19 protein-coding genes are annotated in these 18,505 nt (G+C 47.1%); 14 read left to right on the top strand and 5 right to left on the bottom strand.

Annotated elements, in window-relative coordinates; translation table 11 throughout:
• Position 1 precedes the first annotated feature (1 nt).
• Complete coding sequence (locus BLS03_RS00115) at positions 2–1,228, top strand: FAD-dependent 2-octaprenylphenol hydroxylase (RefSeq protein ID WP_093268002.1); 1,227 nt, start codon at positions 2–4, stop codon at positions 1,226–1,228.
• A gap of 139 nt (positions 1,229–1,367) precedes the next feature.
• Here BLS03_RS00115 and BLS03_RS00120 read toward each other — a convergent pair whose 3' ends face one another.
• The 3 genes from BLS03_RS00120 to ygfZ all read right to left on the bottom strand — a co-directional run bounded on the left by BLS03_RS00120 (position 1,368) and on the right by ygfZ (position 3,619).
• Positions 1,368–1,574, bottom strand: coding sequence for a DUF1107 domain-containing protein (locus BLS03_RS00120; RefSeq protein WP_093268004.1), 207 nt, complete (start codon positions 1,572–1,574; stop codon positions 1,368–1,370).
• A gap of 604 nt (positions 1,575–2,178) precedes the next feature.
• Positions 2,179–2,655 (bottom strand): aminoacyl-tRNA deacylase, encoded by a 477-nt coding sequence (locus BLS03_RS00125; protein WP_093268007.1) that lies wholly within the window; start codon positions 2,653–2,655, stop codon positions 2,179–2,181.
• Entirely contained in the window at positions 2,648–3,619 is a 972-nt protein-coding gene (gene ygfZ / locus BLS03_RS00130) for a tRNA-modifying protein YgfZ (protein WP_093268010.1), read from the bottom strand. Before ygfZ ends, BLS03_RS00125 begins: the two co-directional genes overlap by 8 nt.
• A 185-nt stretch (positions 3,620–3,804) precedes the next feature.
• Between ygfZ and BLS03_RS00135 the strand changes: the two genes are divergently transcribed.
• Positions 3,805–4,065 carry an FAD assembly factor SdhE gene (locus tag BLS03_RS00135; protein WP_093268013.1) on the top strand — a complete coding sequence of 87 codons (261 nt, stop codon included), beginning with the start codon at positions 3,805–3,807 and terminating at the stop codon, positions 4,063–4,065.
• Positions 3,989–4,453 (top strand): protein YgfX, encoded by a 465-nt coding sequence (locus tag BLS03_RS26105; RefSeq protein ID WP_425445086.1) that lies wholly within the window; start codon positions 3,989–3,991, stop codon positions 4,451–4,453. The genes BLS03_RS00135 and BLS03_RS26105 overlap by 77 nt, the downstream gene beginning before the upstream one ends.
• A 25-nt stretch (positions 4,454–4,478) precedes the next feature.
• Here the strand turns inward: BLS03_RS26105 and nadB are convergent, their stop codons facing one another.
• A complete protein-coding gene (nadB, locus tag BLS03_RS00145; RefSeq protein WP_093268018.1) occupies positions 4,479–6,089 on the bottom strand; it encodes an L-aspartate oxidase in 1,611 nt (536 codons plus the stop codon).
• Positions 6,090–6,436: 347 nt separating this feature from the next.
• On the opposite strand from nadB, the gene rpoE reads away from it, so the two are divergent.
• The 11 genes from rpoE to acpS all read left to right on the top strand — a co-directional run bounded on the left by rpoE (position 6,437) and on the right by acpS (position 15,600).
• A complete protein-coding gene (gene rpoE / locus BLS03_RS00150; protein WP_093268021.1) occupies positions 6,437–7,015 on the top strand; it encodes an RNA polymerase sigma factor RpoE in 579 nt (192 codons plus the stop codon).
• 26 nt (positions 7,016–7,041) lie between these two features.
• The gene (locus BLS03_RS00155) at positions 7,042–7,668 is read left to right on the top strand and encodes a sigma-E factor negative regulatory protein (protein ID WP_176765488.1); all 627 of its coding nucleotides are present in this window, start codon (positions 7,042–7,044) and stop codon (positions 7,666–7,668) included.
• Positions 7,665–8,627 carry a sigma-E factor regulatory protein RseB gene (gene rseB, locus BLS03_RS00160; RefSeq protein ID WP_093268027.1) on the top strand — a complete coding sequence of 321 codons (963 nt, stop codon included), beginning with the start codon at positions 7,665–7,667 and terminating at the stop codon, positions 8,625–8,627. Before BLS03_RS00155 ends, rseB begins: the two co-directional genes overlap by 4 nt.
• Positions 8,624–9,094, top strand: a complete 471-nt coding sequence (locus tag BLS03_RS00165; RefSeq protein ID WP_093268030.1) for a SoxR reducing system RseC family protein — start codon at positions 8,624–8,626, stop codon at positions 9,092–9,094. The genes rseB and BLS03_RS00165 overlap by 4 nt, the downstream gene beginning before the upstream one ends.
• A gap of 106 nt (positions 9,095–9,200) precedes the next feature.
• Positions 9,201–10,994 carry a translation elongation factor 4 gene (gene lepA / locus BLS03_RS00170; protein WP_093268033.1) on the top strand — a complete coding sequence of 598 codons (1,794 nt, stop codon included), beginning with the start codon at positions 9,201–9,203 and terminating at the stop codon, positions 10,992–10,994.
• 80 nt (positions 10,995–11,074) lie between these two features.
• On the top strand, positions 11,075–11,971 hold the full coding sequence (gene lepB / locus BLS03_RS00175) for a signal peptidase I (RefSeq protein WP_093268036.1): 897 nt from the start codon (positions 11,075–11,077) through the stop codon (positions 11,969–11,971).
• A gap of 45 nt (positions 11,972–12,016) precedes the next feature.
• Positions 12,017–12,694, top strand: a complete 678-nt coding sequence (gene rnc / locus BLS03_RS00180) for a ribonuclease III (protein WP_093268039.1) — start codon at positions 12,017–12,019, stop codon at positions 12,692–12,694.
• A complete protein-coding gene (gene era / locus BLS03_RS00185) occupies positions 12,687–13,649 on the top strand; it encodes a GTPase Era (protein ID WP_093268042.1) in 963 nt (320 codons plus the stop codon). The genes rnc and era overlap by 8 nt, the downstream gene beginning before the upstream one ends.
• A gap of 112 nt (positions 13,650–13,761) precedes the next feature.
• Entirely contained in the window at positions 13,762–14,490 is a 729-nt protein-coding gene (gene recO / locus BLS03_RS00190; protein WP_093268044.1) for a DNA repair protein RecO, read from the top strand.
• Positions 14,487–15,218, top strand: coding sequence for a pyridoxine 5'-phosphate synthase (gene pdxJ / locus BLS03_RS00195; RefSeq protein WP_093268047.1), 732 nt, complete (start codon positions 14,487–14,489; stop codon positions 15,216–15,218). The genes recO and pdxJ overlap by 4 nt, the downstream gene beginning before the upstream one ends.
• Position 15,219: 1 nt before the next feature.
• The gene (gene acpS / locus BLS03_RS00200) at positions 15,220–15,600 is read left to right on the top strand and encodes a holo-ACP synthase (RefSeq protein ID WP_093268050.1); all 381 of its coding nucleotides are present in this window, start codon (positions 15,220–15,222) and stop codon (positions 15,598–15,600) included.
• Here acpS and barA read toward each other — a convergent pair.
• Positions 15,588–18,395, bottom strand: coding sequence for a two-component sensor histidine kinase BarA (gene barA, locus BLS03_RS00205; RefSeq protein ID WP_093268052.1), 2,808 nt, complete (start codon positions 18,393–18,395; stop codon positions 15,588–15,590). The two genes, acpS and barA, sit on opposite strands and share 13 nt — an antisense overlap.
• Between the last annotated feature and the right edge of the window lie 110 nt (positions 18,396–18,505).

Below are 18,505 nucleotides of genomic sequence, written 5' to 3' on the forward strand. Positions count from 1 at the left end.
CATGATGCAAAGCGTTGATATCGCGATTGTTGGTGGCGGCATGGTCGGCCTTGCTCTGGCTGCGGCATTTAAAGACACAGATTTGCGCATTGCGGTTATTGAAGCGCATGTCCCTGATTCTGATTTGGGCGTCATTCCCGATGTTCGAGTCTCAGCGCTGAGTCGCTCAAGTGAAACCATTTTGCGTAATTTAGGTGCTTGGAATGGCGTGATTCAACGTCGTGCTGCGCCTTACTCGGCAATGGAAGTGTGGGAGCAAGATAGCTTTGCTCGTATTGAATTCAATGCCCATCAATTGGCGCAACCTGATTTAGGCCACATCGTTGAAAATCGCGTGATTCAGCTCGCTTTGCTTGAGCAAGTGGAAAAACAAGCCAATGTGAATCTGTATATCCCGGCCCAGTGCCAAACCTTGGCGCTGGGGGAGAGCGAAGCTTGGTTAACGCTCGATAATGGACAATCGCTTACTGCCAAATTGGTGGTTGGTGCTGATGGCGCAAACTCTTGGGTCAGACGTCAGCTTGATATTCCTCTCACTCATTGGGATTACGGCCATAGCGCTGTGGTCGCAACGGTTCGCACTCAAGAACCACACGACAAAATCGCACGGCAAATTTTTACATCTCAAGGGCCGCTGGCATTTTTGCCACTGGAAGATTCACATCTCAGTTCTATCGTTTGGTCGACATCACCAAATCGAGCTGAGCGTTTAACAGCATTGGCTGAGGCTGAATTTAATAAAGTGCTGGCGGCTGAGTTTGATACTCGTCTTGGTATTTGTGAAGTGGTCGGAGAGCGCCAAGCGTATCCGCTTAAGATGCGCTATGCGCGTGATTTTGTTCAAGAGCGAATCGCCTTAGTTGGCGATGCGGCGCACACCATTCATCCTTTGGCAGGCCAAGGGGTTAACCTTGGTTTACTTGATGCAGCGAGCCTCGCCCAAGAAGTCATGAGATTATGGCAACATGGCGAAGATATCGGTGCTCGTCGTCATTTACGCAGTTATGAGCGTTGGCGCAAATCGGAAGCGGCGAAAATGATTGCGGCGATGCAAGGATTTAAAGATCTTTTTGACGGCAACAATCCGGCTAAGAAACTGTTTCGAGGGATTGGAATGAAGCTGGTGGGGCAATTGCCTGGGGCGAAAGATGAAATCATGAAGCGCGCACTTGGCTTAAAGGGCGAACTGCCTGACTTGGCTAAACAATCGTCGGCAGCGCAGGTTTAGCTCAGGAATGATAAAAACACAGATAAAAAAAGGTTGGCTTAACGCCAACCTTTTTTTTAAGCCGATTGTGTTGCTAAATTTATCAAGCTTCATCACTAATCGCGTTGCCAAACCGACCAGATGCTAAAGCTGACCGAGGTTACGCATAAGCGCAGCGTAACTTCATAATTTCTTGGTTGACCTCTTTCACTGCCTGATAGTGACGCTTTTCAGCTTGCTCAGGGAGGATCAGTTTACCGTTATCGAATTCAAATTTGCCAATGCCGTAGATGTAAATTCTACCTTTAAACAGTCGACTTACGTGTTTAGCAATCATACTTGGCGTATAGCGCTTAAACAGTCTCATATTTTTATCCTTATTTTTTCAAGCGCTGCACATTATATAGAGCCCCATATCGAAAAGGTGTGACACTAGTGGGGTAATATGCAGTAAATGGTGTTCCGTTTGGATATTTTTGCTGCTGTGTGCAAAAAAGCAGTCAAATATCCAACTTCATGTGACTCTTTCCTCATTTTTATTCTAATTTTGTTCGCCATAACTCTGTTGCCGAGCTTATTTAGCCGAACTTTTGTTACCGTTTTAAGAATAGTCGAAGTTTTTTTTATTGTGACAGTCAGCTGTCATGTCCGTGATAAAAAAAGCCCGCACAGTGGCGGGCGAATAGTCACAGATGCATTACACAAAAAGTGGATGTCCTGAAACAATCAGTGGATTCACTTTTCTGTTGGAGAAGGAACCGTATCGCTTGGCGGCTAAGATCATGTTCAGCACGCGTCGACACATTAAACAATACAACTTTATTTGTTTGAACTTTAACCAACACCGCCAGCATAAAGCAAAAACATTCACGTGACTACTTATGCTTTTAATATGAATAAAAATTTACAATAATTTGTTTGGTTAATGAGTGCAATATCTCATTAATTATGTAATGTGATGTAACGCATTCTCAGGATTTACACAGATCCACCAAAATGGGTTGGCATAATTGGATTAAATCGCTGGGCTTTAGTGCGATTCCAGCCATGTTGCTGCCGCTGCTGATAGTCACTTCGTCGTGAGTGGTCAGCTCTGGGTCCATCAAAATCGGCATGGATTTAAGTAAAAGAAGTGGTGCGACGCAGCCGATTTGATAGCCAGTAATGGTGGGAACATCCGCCAAGTTTACGCAAGTCATACGGCGACAGTTTAAAACTGCACGGGCTTTCTTAGGATCAACCGATTGGTTGCCAGGCACGCACGCGAGCGCGTACAGATCGCCCATGTCACGAAGCAAAATCGATTTGACCATTTGCTGAGCTTGAATGCCCCTTTGCATGGCCGCATCTTCAATTGTGGTCGCTGGAGTTTGATGGGGCAGCAGGCGGTAAGCCACCTGCTGTTGGTCTAAATATTCAGTTAGCGGTGTTGAGAAGGGATTATTCATCGTCCAAGGAATAGGGTAGTGGCTGAATTGACCATTGAGTTTCAGGTTGCGCTTTTAACCGAAACTGAGTGTCTGGTTCGAGATTATTTGGCAATACCGCCAACGCGATAGCATGCCCATCGTTAAACTGATATCCAGCCATAATTGTGCCTGCACTGCGCCAATTTTCACCCACGGAGCGTTCAAGTTCCTGCTCACAAAAATTGTCGATATTTTCTAGTGTATTACCTGCCAAACTGAACAGCGCTCGTTTGTTAATGCCACGATATTTTGCTCTGGCTACGGTTTCTTGCCCGGTGTAGCAGCCTTTGGTAAAGCAAATACCTCCCAAAGCTTGCAGGTTCAATGCCTGAGGAATGTGCTCATTTTGCTGTTTTTCATGAACAATCGGCACAGCATTTTCAATATCTAAACGTGTCCAAATACTTTCGCTGACCAACTCAGCTTGGCTGTCGTTGACTAAGCTGTTGGCGAATTCGCCAGACACTAAAAGTAACCAGCGCTGCGAATCAATTTTGACCGCAGTGCCATGTTCAAAAGCGCTGACTTGCTGATCGGGGTTGGCAAACTCGGCGATGAATTCGCTAGCTTGTTCGCCGATCACGCCCAGCGCAATATCTTGGCTAGCTTCGAGTGTTACTTTTGAGAAAATGGCATATTTTTTAAGCTCAGCAAGCTCTTTTTCCAGCGCTGATTTGGGCTGAAACATGGCTAAACCGTCACGATGATAGAAGGCGCGAAACGCACTCCACACTTTCCCTTTTGCATCACAGTGGGCGCCAAATGTCGCTTGTTGTTTATCGAGAGAAACCAGATCGCAAGTGAGCTGACCTTGTAGATAAGAGATTTTGTCATCGCCCACTGCGCTGATTACTGCCCACGATTCAAGGTGAGTGAGCATCAGTTTTGGTAATGGGGCTGATGATGAAAGTGACAGAGGAGAAAACGTGTTCGACCAATTCATATTGAGTTACCGAGTCGTTGTTGTGCTTATCAGACTATGTTAATGGTTAACGATGGAAATAAACAAGCCTAAGTTGTTACACGTAATTTTGTTAGCTTGCTCGTTAGTGTGACTGAGATAGTGGCTGACAGGTATTTTGCTTGTTACACTGCGGCGAAACAACCTACAGGTGAGGGATAACAATAATGTACACCGCGGAAGAGAAAGCGCGCATCAAATGGGCATGTCGCCGAGGAATGTTGGAATTGGATGTGGTGATTATGCCATTTTATGAAGAGTGCTTTGATTCGCTGACAGAAGCGGAGCAGCAGCATTTTGTTTCTTTGCTTGAGTGCGATGACCCTGACTTGTTCACTTGGATCATGGGCCATGGTCGCAGTGAAAACCTCAGCCACGCTGCTATGGTCGATAAAATTGTCGCGCACAACCTCAGCAAGGTCCGTTAATTTATACGCGACACCTTCCTTTCAAGCACTGATTGTACAATGGGTGATTCTGCAATTGGCAATCAGTGTTCTCACTATTAATGGTTTTCCTCTGATTGTAAGTGTCTGCTTACTTTGTTTGTTTATTTCCGTTTTATTTCAGCGCAAGCTTTTACCGACGCCACTTCACGGCGTGATTGACTTGGATTCAAACCAATTTCGAATCGGCAAACATCAATATTATTATCAGCGCTGTGATGTCAGTTTTCATACCTGGTTAGTTATCTTTGAGCTCAAGTCTGGAGAGAAAGTGTGTATCTGGCGAGATAGTGTTTGTGACGCCGATTATCGCCATCTTTTAGTGATGCTACGCACACAAAAAACGCCCTCAACGATGGCTGGTCGTTGAGGGCGTTTGTCTGTTGAGGCTCGAATTAGAACTGTTCTGGCGTCAATATGGTTGGGCCGCTGTTTTCGAGCAAATTCGGATAATCCAAAGTGTAGTGCAAGCCACGGCTTTCTTTGCGTTGCATCGCGCAGCGCACCATCAGTTCGGCGACTTGGAGCAGATTACGCAGTTCCAGTAAGTTATTTGAAACGCGGAAGTTACTGTAATATTCATGAGTTTCTTGCTGCAGCAATTGAATACGACGCAGCGCGCGCTCTAGGCGTTTGTCAGTACGCACGATACCCATGTAATCCCACATAAATAGGCGCAGTTCGTGCCAGTTATGTTGAATGATCACTTCTTCGTCTGAGCTGCTGACTTGGCTTTCGTCCCAAGCCGGCAGTTCTGATGGCAATGTGGCTGAATCCAACTTGGCCAGAATGTCTTTGGCCGCCGCCCATGCGTATACCACGCACTCGAGTAATGAGTTCGAAGCCATACGGTTCGCGCCGTGCAAACCGGTGTAGCTCACTTCACCGATGGCATACAACTGCTCTAGATCGGTTTGACCGTGGCGATTCACCATCACACCGCCGCAGGTATAGTGCGCGGCGGGTACGATCGGAATTGGCTCTTTGGTCATGTCAATGCCAAGCTCCATCAAGCGAGAGTGAATGGTTGGAAAATGTTTTTCGATAAAATCTGCCGGTTTATGGCTGATATCGAGATACATGCAATCGGCGCCTAGGCGTTTCATCTCATAATCGATAGCACGAGCGACGATGTCTCGCGGCGCAAGTTCGGCGCGCTGGTCAAAATCCAACATAAAGCGTGAACCGTCTGGGCGCAGTAAATACGCACCTTCACCGCGCAGAGCTTCTGTCAGAAGAAAGTTACGCGCTTCTGGGTGATACAAACAAGTCGGATGGAATTGGTTAAATTCTAGGTTTGCCACGCGGCAACCGGCACGCCACGACATGGCAATACCATCGCCTGAAGACACGTCAGGGTTAGACGTGTATTGATACACTTTTGACGCGCCGCCAGTGGCAACGATAACAAATTTGGCGCGTACCGCTTCGACGTGCTCGTCATTGCGGTTCCAAATATAAGCACCGATGACTTTCTTGCGATCGCCGCCAATTTTGTCTTCGGTAATTAAATCCAGAGCGTTGTAGCGCTCAAACATTTTTATGTTCGGGTGATTATGAACGTTATCTTGCAGCGAAGTTTGCATGGCCATGCCAGTGGCATCGGCTGCGTGCAGAATGCGGCGATGGCTGTGTCCACCTTCGCGCGTCAAATGGTAACGTGGATGTTCGTCGTCATCATTTTCTTCGCGGTCAAAAGGTACACCGCCATCGATGAGCCATTGCACGCACTCCTTGGCGTTTTGAGCAATGTATTCCACGGTGTCTCGCTCACAAATCCCTGCGCCGGCAATCAGGGTATCTTGGACGTGAGATTCAATGCTGTCTGATTCGTCGAAAACGGCAGCAATTCCTCCCTGTGCATAGTAAGTTGCGCCTTCGCTACGTGGACCTTTACTGAGCACAATCACATCACAGTGGTTGGCTACTCGTAATGCTAAGGTTAAACCTGCAGCGCCACTACCAATTACTAACACATCGCATTGATGTTCTCGGTTTGCGTTCATAAAACTTTTAAATTCCCGAACTAAAGTAGAGTTTGAGTACTCTTATCCCATTCAATTTGCTCAATCATAGCATCGCTGAATTTGCAATTCTTAGTAAATAACATTGCTTTTCACTACTTTCGTCCCCAAAATCGAGACAGAGAAGTATGAGTTACATCACTTTGTCATTTTATTTTGAAATTTCTTGCAAATATTCTTTTAAAAGTTAGCAAGAATGATTGAACTTTATCCGTATTGTTTTGTCACAATAGTGCTCAAGTAAGCAGTGGTGTCAATACTACATTTTGCATAATGAATACCCATATCTGAGAAGATAGGGGTTTATAACGATAGGAGTATACGCTCGAATGAACGAGCAGTTGACCGATCAGGTATTAATTGAGCGAGTTCAGGGCGGCGATAAACAAGCGTTTAATCTTTTGGTTTTGCGCTATCAAAACAAAGTTTGCAACCTCATTTCTCGATACGTGAATAATCCAGGTGACGTGCCAGATGTGGCACAGGAAGCCTTTATTAAAGCGTACCGAGCGATCCCGAGTTTTCGTGGAGAGAGTGCATTCTATACTTGGTTATATCGAATTGCTGTGAACACCGCTAAAAATCATCTTGTTGCACAAAGTCGTAGGCCGCCTGCGAGTGATGTAGACGCAGAAGATGCTGAATATTACGAAACAGGCAGTGCACTGAAAGAAATTTCGAACCCTGAGAACTTAACGTTGTCCAAAGAATTGAAACGTGTAGTTTTCAGTGCCATCGAAGCACTGCCTGATGATTTAAAAACCGCAATGACGTTGCGCGAGCTTGATGGCTTGAGTTACGAGGAAATAGCAGCGGTGATGGATTGCCCTGTTGGAACGGTACGTTCGCGTATCTTCCGCGCTCGTGAAGCGGTTGAAAAGAAGATTCAACCCTTGATGCAACGCTAAAACCGGTAATAACTATGGTGAAAATAATGGCTGACAAAGAAAAACTTTCAGCACTCATGGATGGAGAGTTGGTCGATAAAGCTTTAATTTCAGAGCTATCACAAGACCAAGAAAGTCTGCAGGTTTGGAAAGATTACCATTTAATTGGTGATGTTATGCGCGGTGAAGCTCCAGCAAATCTGGAGTGGAATATCGCTGAAAGTGTCGCATTGGCACTGGAGAATGAACCTGCTCATAGCTTGGTTGATCGCGCCAATGTCACTCATCTGCGTGATGCCATCACGGAATCACAACCAGAGCCGCAAAAAGCGCGTCGTCAATTGCCGACGTGGCTGACCCAGTTTGGTCAAGTAGCAGTCGCTGCTTGTGTCACTTTGGCTGTGATTGTGGGCGTTCAGCAATATGGTGGTGACGGCACGGCGCCTGACGGTAGCAATGATAAGCTGCCTGTTCTGCAAACCGTTCCTTTTGCCGGCAGTGCTGAGCCTGTGAGTTTGACTCGTGAGTCGGTTGAGCGTCAGGTAAATGAAGTCAATGTTCAAGAGCAGCGCCGCCGCATTAGTGCGATGTTGCAAGATTACGAACTGCAATTGAGATTAAACAGTGGCGACACTGAGCATCAAATGGTTGACCCCGAAGCGGTAGTTGAATGAAAAAGTTTCTGATCGGTGTGCTGACACTGCTCAGTTTGAATACAACAGTAGCCTTTGCAGACGAAGTGCCTGCAGAGGCTTTGTTGCTTCAAATGCATGATGCAAGTCAGCAACTCAGTTATGAACTCTCTTACATCCTTATCAAGAAAAACAGTATTGAACCAATACTGTATCGACACGCCATTGACGATCAAAAAGAGCAACTCGCTCACTTGGTCTATTTAAGCGGCCCGGTGCGAGAAGTGATCCGCCGCGGCAAAGAAGTCAGTTATATCGAGCCTAGCGTTGAACCCTTTACCATCGAATCGGGCTTTATGGTTGCGCCAACCATTCCGCTGTTGAACTCTGATGTGAAAGAGTTAGGCAAATATTACGACTTCATCCGCGTTGGGCGTGCTCGAGAAGCGGGCAGTGCTTGTCAGGTACTGCGTGTAGTACCCAAAGATGGCTTACGTTATTCGTATGTGCTGTGGGTTGATGAGAAAACCAAATTGCCACTGCGCGCTGATTTACTCGATCGCGATGGTGAAATTCTCGAACAGTACCGCACAGTCTCATACTCAGTGAGTCAACGTGTAGCGGAAGTACTAAGTGCGCTGAAGAAAGTTCGTCTGCCTGAAGTATTGTCTCTGCCGAAAGGGAACTTAGAATCGACCTTTTGGCATGTCGGTTGGATTCCAAAAGGCTTTGAGGCATTAGAACTCAACCGTTATCGTATGGCCGTAACAGACCGACTGGTTGAAAGCCAAATGTACACCGATGGCTTGTTTAACTTCTCAGTTTATGTCTCTAATAAGGACGATGACTCCGTCGGCCAGATTGCACGTCAAGGCCGTCGTACTTTCCATAGCTTTATCAAAGGTCAGAATGAGATCTCTGTTGTTGGCGATATTCCACCGGCGACAGCTAAGCGTATTGCTCAGTCGGTGACCTTTACCGCACAGGAAGCGCAACAATGATGACAGCTTTAGCGACCGTGTCAGCGGTCACCACACAATCCGACGGCTTTGAAGTCGAGCTCAGTTGTGAACAGAAAACCAGTTGCAGTAGCTGCGCCTCGCAGAAAAGCTGCGGCACTGGCATTGTCTCTAAAGCAGTAGGTAGCAAAGCTCTAAACTGGACTTTGCAAACCAATAAACTGGTCAAAATTGGCCAAATTGTTGAAATTGGCTTTCCAGAACGCAGCTTAATTTTATCCGCTATGGTGGTGTACATCGTGCCGCTGGTGGCGATGATTCTCGGTGCGGTGATTGGTCAATGGTGGTTAGCGCCGCTATTTTCTGGTGGTGAAGGCGTGATTATTGCTAGCTCAGCACTGTTTGTTGGTTTGGGTATGATGGTAGCGAAGCGATTAGCACGCACACTCGAAGCGCAATCTGGTCAGGATGTCGTATTAGTGAGAGTCTTGGGAGAGCCAATTAGCTAGTGCGAACTGGTCAGAAATTGGGTAGAATCTGCCAACTTAATTGTCTGCCGTCATTTTAGACGGCATTCTTATTCCTCGTTAACAAGAGTTTAGTCACCCCAAATCTATGAAGCACATTCGTAACTTTTCGATTATCGCCCACATCGACCACGGTAAATCAACCTTATCTGATCGCCTTATCCAAGTTTGTGGTGGTTTATCCGATCGTGAAATGGAGCAGCAAGTTCTTGACTCCATGGATCTTGAGCGTGAGCGTGGCATCACTATCAAAGCCCAGAGTGTGACACTCAACTACACGGCTAAAGACGGTGAAACCTATCAATTAAACTTTATCGACACTCCAGGACACGTTGACTTCTCATACGAAGTGTCTCGCTCGCTTGCTGCCTGTGAAGGTGCGCTGCTGGTGGTCGATGCTGGTCAAGGTGTTGAGGCGCAAACGCTGGCCAACTGTTACACCGCTATTGAAATGGATTTGGAAGTGGTTCCAATTCTAAACAAAATCGACTTACCTGCGGCAGACCCAGAGCGAGTTGCTGAAGAGATCGAAGAGATCGTCGGTATCGATGCGATGGAAGCAACGCGCTGCTCAGCCAAGACTGGCTTAGGCGTTGATGATGTACTAGAGAACATTGTTGCATCAATTCCAGCCCCAGAAGGCGATCCAGACGCACCGCTGCAAGCGCTGATCATCGACTCTTGGTTTGATAATTACCTTGGCGTGGTCTCTTTGGTGCGAATCAAAAATGGTTCGCTAAAGAAAAACGACAAGATCAAAGTCATGAGCACTGGTCAAGTTTGGGGCGTAGACCGCATTGGTATCTTTACCCCGAAACAAGTCGACACCAACGGTTTGAATACCGGTGAAGTGGGCTGGGTAGTGTGTGGTATCAAAGATATCCTTGGCGCACCAGTTGGCGATACCTTGACCATGGCGAAAAATGGTTGTGAAAAACCGTTACCTGGTTTCCAAAAAGTGAAGCCGCAAGTGTATGCCGGTCTATTCCCAGTATCATCAGATGATTACGAAAACTTCCGTGATGCGTTAGGCAAGTTAAGCCTTAACGATGCGTCGTTATTTTACGAACCAGAAACCTCTGCGGCACTGGGTTTTGGTTTCCGTTGTGGCTTCCTTGGTATGCTGCACATGGAAATCATTCAAGAGCGTTTAGAACGTGAATACGACCTTGATTTGATCACCACGGCGCCAACGGTTGTTTACGAAGTTGAAAAAACCGACAGCAGCGTGATGTACGTTGATAGCCCGGCCAAACTGCCTGCCATCAATGATATCGAAGAAATTCGTGAGCCAATCGCACGTTGTAATATTTTGGTGCCATCTGAATACCTTGGTAACGTGATTACACTGTGTGTTGAAAAACGCGGTGTGCAGGTGGATATGGTTTACCACGGTAACCAAGTTGCCGTCACTTACGATATTCCAATGGCGGAAGTGGTTCTCGACTTCTTTGACCGTTTGAAATCAACCTCACGTGGCTACGCGTCGTTGGATTACAACTTCCAACGCTTTGAAGCTTCTGACATGGTACGTGTTGATGTATTGCTTAACGGCGATCGCGTTGATGCCTTGGCGCTGATCACGCATAAAGATCACGCTCAATCTCGTGGTCGTTTGTTGGTTGAGAAGATGAAAGAATTCATTCCTCGCCAAATGTTTGATATCGCGATTCAAGCTGCGATCGGCAACCACATCATCGCACGTTCAACCGTGAAGCAGTTACGTAAGAACGTAATCGCGAAATGTTACGGCGGTGACGTTAGCCGTAAGAAGAAACTGTTGAAGAAACAGAAAGAAGGTAAGAAACGTATGAAGCAGATCGGTAACGTAGAGCTGCCTCAAGAAGCGTTCCTAGCCATTCTTCATGTAGGTAAAGACTAAGCGTTGTTGAGTATTTTCAGCACCAATAAGGTTAAGTGAAAGAGCTACGGCTCTTTCACTTTTTAATGTAAGGGAAGTTAATGGCAAACTTATTTTCACTGATTTTAGTCGTCGTCACTATTGTCACAGGTATCGTTTGGGTACTGGACAAGTTGGTTTGGCGTAAAAAGCGCGAGCAAAAAGTTGTCGAGATGGTCGGTCAAACTCAAGAGTTAGACGAAGCGACCAAAGCGAAAATTGCGCCTCAGCCTTGGTGGGTTGAGAACAGTGTGTCGATTTTCCCTGTCATTGCCTTTGTACTGATTTTGCGTTCATTTATTTTTGAACCGTTTCAGATTCCGTCTGGCTCTATGATGCCGACGCTGCTGATTGGCGATTTCATCTTAGTTGAAAAATACGCTTACGGTCTTAAAGATCCGGTTTGGCGCACTGAGCTAGTGGCAACCGGTAAACCTCAACGTGGTGATATCGCGGTATTCAAATACCCAGTTGATCCAAGTGTTGACTACATTAAACGTGTGGTTGGTTTACCAGGCGATATCGTGCGTTACAGCAGCGACAAACAAATCTGCGTTCAAGCCAAAGGCACCGACACTTGTAAGCCAGTGAAATTGTCAAATGTCGAGCAGAGCGAATTTTTCCAAGATGGTATTCCTTTGACTGAGATGCAAGAGCACCTTGGCGATGTAGAACACCATATTTTGATCAACCCGATACGCCGAGATCGCGTGAGTGCATATCGACCTCGTGGTGGTGTCAATGAGTGGGTAGTGCCTGAAGGCCACTACTTCATGATGGGCGACAATCGTGACAACAGTGCCGATAGTCGTTATTGGGGCTTTGTGCCAGAAGGGAACTTTGTCGGTAAAGCTGTGGCGATTTGGATCAGTTTTGAATTTGATCGCGACCCAAGTAGTATTCTGCCTTCATGGATTCCAACAGGTGTGAGATTCAATCGCATCGGTGGTATTAACTGATCTGCAGTATAAACAACGCTGCGGACAAGAACACAAAGAGAGAGTATGACTACTCTAATAGCAAAACTGCAAAGAAAGATCGGCTATCAATTTAGAGATATCGATCTTTTCAATTTGGCGCTGACACATCGCAGCGCCAACGGAAAACACAACGAGCGTCTTGAATTTCTGGGCGATTCAATTTTAAGTTTTGTCATTGCTGACGATCTCTATCATCGTTTCCCGAAAGTAAATGAAGGGGACATGAGCCGTATGCGTGCAACTCTGGTGCGCGGTAATACGCTGGCAGAACTCGGTCGCGAGTTCGAACTAGGAGATCACTTAAAATTAGGTCCAGGTGAACTGAAAAGCGGTGGTTTTCGCCGTGATTCTATTCTCGCTGATGCGGTCGAAGCCATTATTGGTGCCATCTACTTAGATAGCGATATCGAAGTGGTTCGTGGCATTATTTTAAGTTGGTATCAAACCCGTCTTGAGAGTATTCAACCTGGAGTCTCACAGAAAGATCCTAAAACGCGCCTGCAAGAATTCCTGCAAGGCAGAAGAAAACCTCTTCCTGTCTACACAGTGTCTAAAATTAAAGGTGAAGCACACAACCAAGAGTTCACGGTTGAGTGTGAAGTGGCAGGAATTGGAAAGCCTGTTATTGGTAAAGGGACCAGTCGTCGTAAAGCTGAACAAGCTGCGGCTGAACTAGCATTAGAGCAATTATCCAATGGCTGATAACGAATTTGATATTGATGCGTTCTTCGCATCAAAAGGCGACACTCCATCTCCAGAGAACCAACACTGTGGCTTTATTGCCATTGTTGGTCGTCCGAACGTGGGTAAATCAACGCTGCTTAACCATATCCTCGGACAGAAGATTTCCATCACTTCACGCAAGCCGCAAACCACTCGTCACCGTATTATGGGTGTTGAGACCGAAGGCGACTATCAAGCGATTTATGTCGATACTCCGGGGCTGCACATCGAAGAAAAACGCGCCATCAACCGTTTGATGAACCGCGCGGCGAACTCTTCACTCAGTGATGTCAATTTAGTGCTGTTTCTGGTCGATGGTACCCATTGGACCAACGACGATGAAATGGTGTTGACCAAGCTACAAAAATCCAACTTCCCAGTGGTTTTGTGCGTCAACAAAGTCGACAACGTTAAAGACCGCAACGACGTGATGACTCACATGCATGAGCTGTCGAAGAAGATGGAGTTTGTCGATGTGGTGCCGATTTCGGCCAAACAAGGCAAAAACATCGATGTGATCCGTAAGCATGTGCGTGAGCACTTGCCAAAGGCAACGCATCACTTCCCAGAAGAGTACGTGACTGATCGTTCCCAACGTTTTATGGCGTCGGAAATCGTACGTGAAAAACTGATGCGTTTTACCGGTGAAGAATTGCCTTATTCCGTGACTGTGGAAATTGAGCGTTTCGATTACAACCCAGAAACCGACGGTTTTCATATCAATGCGCTGATTTTGGTTGAACGCAATGGCCAGAAAAAAATGGTGATTGGCAAAGGCGGTGATAAGATCAAAACCATTGGTCGTGAAGCTCGCCTTGATATGGAAGAGCTGTTTGGCCGCAAAGTGTATTTAGAAACCTGGGTGAAAGTGAAATCGGGCTGGGCGGATGATGAGCGAGCATTGCGTTCACTGGGTTATATCGACGACTTATAATCACGCACATCAGCGGATGAATTTTTCCATGCATGTGGTGAGCAGAAATTGAGTTCTACCCATAAAAGAGAGAGTATTAACTCTCTCTTTTGGTATCTGAAAGGATCGGCTATTGAGTGACGGTTTACAGCGATGCTTTGTGTTGCATCGTCGGCCTTACAGCGAATCAAGTTTGATTTTGGATGTGTTCAGCGAAGAACATGGCCGCATTACGTTAATCTCTAAAGGCGCGCGTAGTAAGCGTTCGTCGTTAAAAGGTGCTTTGCAGCCGTTCACTCCGTTATTACTCAAATGGTCGGGCAACAGCTCGATGAAAACGCTGCGCCAAGCTGAGCCCATCAGCTTAGGCTTGCCACTTGCTGGCATCACCCTTTACTCCGGCATGTATGTCAACGAATTGCTTGGCCGAGTGTTGATGGCCGAAGTGCCAATGCCGGGGCTGTTTCATGACTATCTGCATGCCTTAACCGAACTGGCGCAATGCGATAACCCAGAGCCGGCGCTGCGCCGTTTTGAACTCGCGTTACTTTCAGCGATGGGTTACGGCGTCGATTTTCTTCACTGCGCTGGTACTGGCGAGCCTGTCGACCCGAATATGACCTATCGTTATCGTGAGCAAAAAGGCTTTATCGCTTCGGTGCGTAACGACAACTTAACCTTTTACGGCAATGAGCTGATTGCAATCAGTGAGCGGCGCTTTGTCACCAAAGAACAACTCAGAGCTGCCAAACGCTTTACACGCATAGCACTTAAGCCTTATCTTGGCGGCAAACCATTAAAAAGTCGGGAATTGTTTGTATCTATCCTCAACAATCCCAGAGCAAGGAGTATTGGAACATGAGCTCAATTTACTTAGGGGTAAACATCGATCATATCGCGACGCTGCGTAACGCACGTGGCACTAAGTACCCTGATCCGGTTCATGCGGCAGAAATTGCAGAACGAGCAGGAGCAGATGGAATCACTGTGCATCTGCGCGAAGATCGTCGCCACATCAAAGATCGCGATGTCAGAATTCTGCGTGAAACCATTCAAACGCGTATGAACTTGGAAATGGCAGTGACCGATGAAATGGTTGAAATTGCATTGCAAACCATGCCTGAGTACGTTTGTTTAGTGCCAGAAAAGCGTGAAGAGCTCACTACCGAAGGCGGCCTTGATGTCAAAGGTCATTTAGACAAAGTCAAAGCCGCTACTGAAAAACTGACTCAAGCCGGAATCAAAGTTTCGCTGTTTATCGATGCTGACCGCGAGCAAATTGATGCTGCCAAAGCGTGTGGCGCTCCTTTTATTGAGCTGCATACAGGGCATTATGCGGATGCTGAAAACGACTCAGATCGCCAAGCTGAATTGAAAAAAATCGCCGCGGGTGCCACTTACGCCAGCGATTTAGGCATTTGCGTGAATGCTGGGCACGGTCTGACTTATCACAACGTTGCCCCAATTGCTGCAATTCCAGAAATTTACGAACTCAACATTGGCCATTCGATCATTGGCCGCGCGGTGTTTGATGGATTAGAAAAAGCCGTTGCTGACATGAAAGCAGCGATGGTCGCGGCGCGCCAATAACATGGCAATTGTAGGTATCGGCACCGATATTGCTGAAATCGAGCGAATTGAGAAAGTGCTCGCTCGCAGCGGCGATGCGTTTGCAGAGCGTATATTAACCACTGCTGAGCTTGTGACATATCGCGAACGTAAACAGCCAGGGCGTTTTCTGGCCAAACGTTTTGCCGCCAAAGAAGCGGCTTCCAAAGCGCTCGGAACGGGAATTGCTCAAGGCGTGACGTTTCAAGATTTTATCATCACCAATGATGAGCATGGCAAACCGATACTGACGCTAGAAAACAAAGCGCGCGAGCTGGCAGCAGCTCGCGCGATTCAAGCGATTCATTTATCGATATCCGATGAACGCCACTACGCGGTGGCGACAGTGATTTACGAATCTTGATCTTGCAGTGACGTTACGTCTTGCAGATAGGGCACTGCGCTGGCAGTGACCTTTTCCATTTCATCTTGTAGCTCAAACAGCTCTGGCTCTAAATCCGCTAAAGCGGCATCAGAGCGCAGTCCTTTCTCTAGGGTTTCACACACTTTCTTCAAGCGCGGGACACCGCAATATGAGCTGCTGCCATGCAGTTTGTGGACATGATGAACCAAATCTTCACGGCTACTTTCGCCATTTAAAGCTTGCTCGGCAATTTGATTCACTTCTGGAATATAGTCGACCAGCATCTGCAGCATCTCTTTGGCTAAATCGGGTTTGTTGGCCGATTGCTTGAGCGCCATTTGCCAATCGATAATGATGTTGCGATAACTTTGCTCGCTATTTGCCGTATCTTGCTCTGGTTCATGATGCACCAACTCGAGTTTGCCAAATTCATTTTGGTCGGCGTACGGGTTCCAATGCATCAACACTTGTTGCAATACGTGTTCTTCAATTGGCTTGGTCAGATAATCATCCATGCCGGCTTTAAGCAGACGGTCACGTTCACCAGCCAGCGCATGCGCGGTGACTGCAATGACGGGTGTGTTGGCGTTTAATTCAGTCTTTTTGATCTTACGACACGCGGTGACACCATCCATATGCGGCATCTGAATGTCCATCAAAATAATGTCGAAATGGCGGCTCTCAGCAAGGTTGACCGAATCCATACCGTTGGTGCAGGTGGTGACGCTTTCAACGTGTTCATGCAGTAGCGCGCTGATTAATTTCAAGTTTGCAGGGTTGTCGTCTACCGCCATGACTTTAAGCGGCAGTTTTTCACTGCTGACCACAGGGAGCGGCGGTAATTCCGGTAGGTGATCTTGGTTGGCGACCAGAGTTTGCATCAGCTTTTTACGCGATAGCGGTTTGGTAATGCAGTGCACTTGATATTTTTGCAGCAAATGGTCAGAGAGCGCTAACGCGGTGCTTGGCGTGCCGACCACCACGTGCGGCGCGCACTGCATCGCGTGTTCAACCCACTGTTCGACTTCGTGCTGATCATTGCTGCGATTGGCGGCTAAGTTGAGTAGTACGTAGTCGAATTTCTCAACGCTGTCAGGCAAGCTTGAACGGCTAGTCACTTGCAGTCCGGCCTTGAGCAACATTTTTTGAGTGATGGTCGCCACTTGCATATTCGATTCAATCAACAAGATGGTGCGCTGGCTGAGTAAATCGGTATCAACATGATCGCTGACCGGCATATGCGTCGCGTGTAGACTCAAGGTTAACCAGAACGTCGAGCCTTGGTGTAAACGGCTGGTTAAGCTGATTTCTCCGCCCATTTGGCTGACCAGTTTCTGGGTAATGACGAGGCCAAGACCTGTGCCGCCATAGCGACGAGAAATGCTGGCGTCGGCCTGGCTAAAGGCTTGGAACAACTGCGCTTGTTGACGCTCGGAAATACCGATGCCGGTGTCGCGCACCATAAATTGCAGCTCAACAATGTCGTCTTTGCGCGAACGCAGTTCGACACTGATATCAATATTGCCGCGCTCGGTAAATTTGATAGAGTTCCCCACCAAGTTGGTGAGCACTTGCTGAATACGCAGCGGGTCACCGACCAATCCAGTAGGAATTTCTGGGTCGATGTTGAGGGTGATTTCAAGGCCTTTTTCATGGGCGCTGGTGGCTTGCAGGCTGACCACTTCTTCTAAGGTTTCTTCAAACTCAAACGGAATGTTTTCCAGCGCCAGTTTACCGGCTTCAAGTTTGGAGAAATCGAGAATGTCGTTGATGATGCTGAGCAGGTTGTTTGCCGATTTTTCAATGGTTTGAAGATAATCTGTTTGGCTATTGGTCAACTGGGTTTTGAGCATTTGGCGAGTAAAGCCAATCACACCATTAAGTGGCGTGCGCAGCTCATGTGACATGTTGGCGAGGAATTCAGATTTCACTCGCGCCGCTTCTTGGGCGCGTTTTTTGGCGATGTCTAACTCGACGTTTTGGATTTCAAGCTGTTCAAGCGTTTCACGCAAATCTGATGTCGCTTGGTCGATGCTGTGCTGCATCTCAACATGGTATTCAGACAGCGAAACCGCCATGGCGTTGATACCGTTTTTCAGCGAATCCAGCTCGCCATGCATCTTGCCTTCAATTCGCACATCAAGGTGTCCGCGGCGAATGCGGTCGACCATGTTTTTCATGTGGGTGATAGGGCGGGTGACATCATGCATCAAGCGCATGGCAAATATCGCCGACAAACCCAAACCCGTCAGTAGCACCAAAAACGCCGAGAAAATCTCTTGGTATTGCTGCAAGCGCAGTGATGAGAGGTCCATTTCAATGGCGATATAGCCGAGTGCTTGACCTGCAGCTTGACCTTGCGGAGTGGCAATAACGCCGGACTCAGCCAGCACTGGGGCACGTAAAATCAGCGTGTTGTCGTGTAAATCTGATGAGACCAATAATGGAATCGGCTTGTCTTTGGGATAAGTCAGCGAGGCAAAATTGGGGTGAAAGTTGGAGGTAACAAACAGCTCATGGTTGTAGTCAAACACCGCGATACTGCGCACTAGCTTGGAATTTTTCCGGTGTGCATAACTGATGATGCGGCGTACCTGTTCACGGCTGTTGTTTTTCAGGCCATTTTCGCTCGCGATCGCCAGTGGCTCAATAATACTGAGGCCGGAATCGATCATTTGCTTCTCTAAATCGTGATAACGATTAAACGAGAAAAAAGCACTTAATAACAAACCGATGATCAACGTCGGCGCTAAAGTCAGAGTAATTACACGGGCACGTAAGCCATATCTGGTCATTATTATCTAAACATCACGGTGTGGATATGGGAAAATAGCCCCTAGCACCGGCTAGTTGGTAATAACTTTGGTGCCAAAGCCGTCGAAACAATAAGCATAATCAACTCGAG

This window comes from Vibrio xiamenensis (genome assembly GCF_900100015.1).
GTDB lineage: Bacteria > Pseudomonadota > Gammaproteobacteria > Enterobacterales > Vibrionaceae > Vibrio > Vibrio xiamenensis.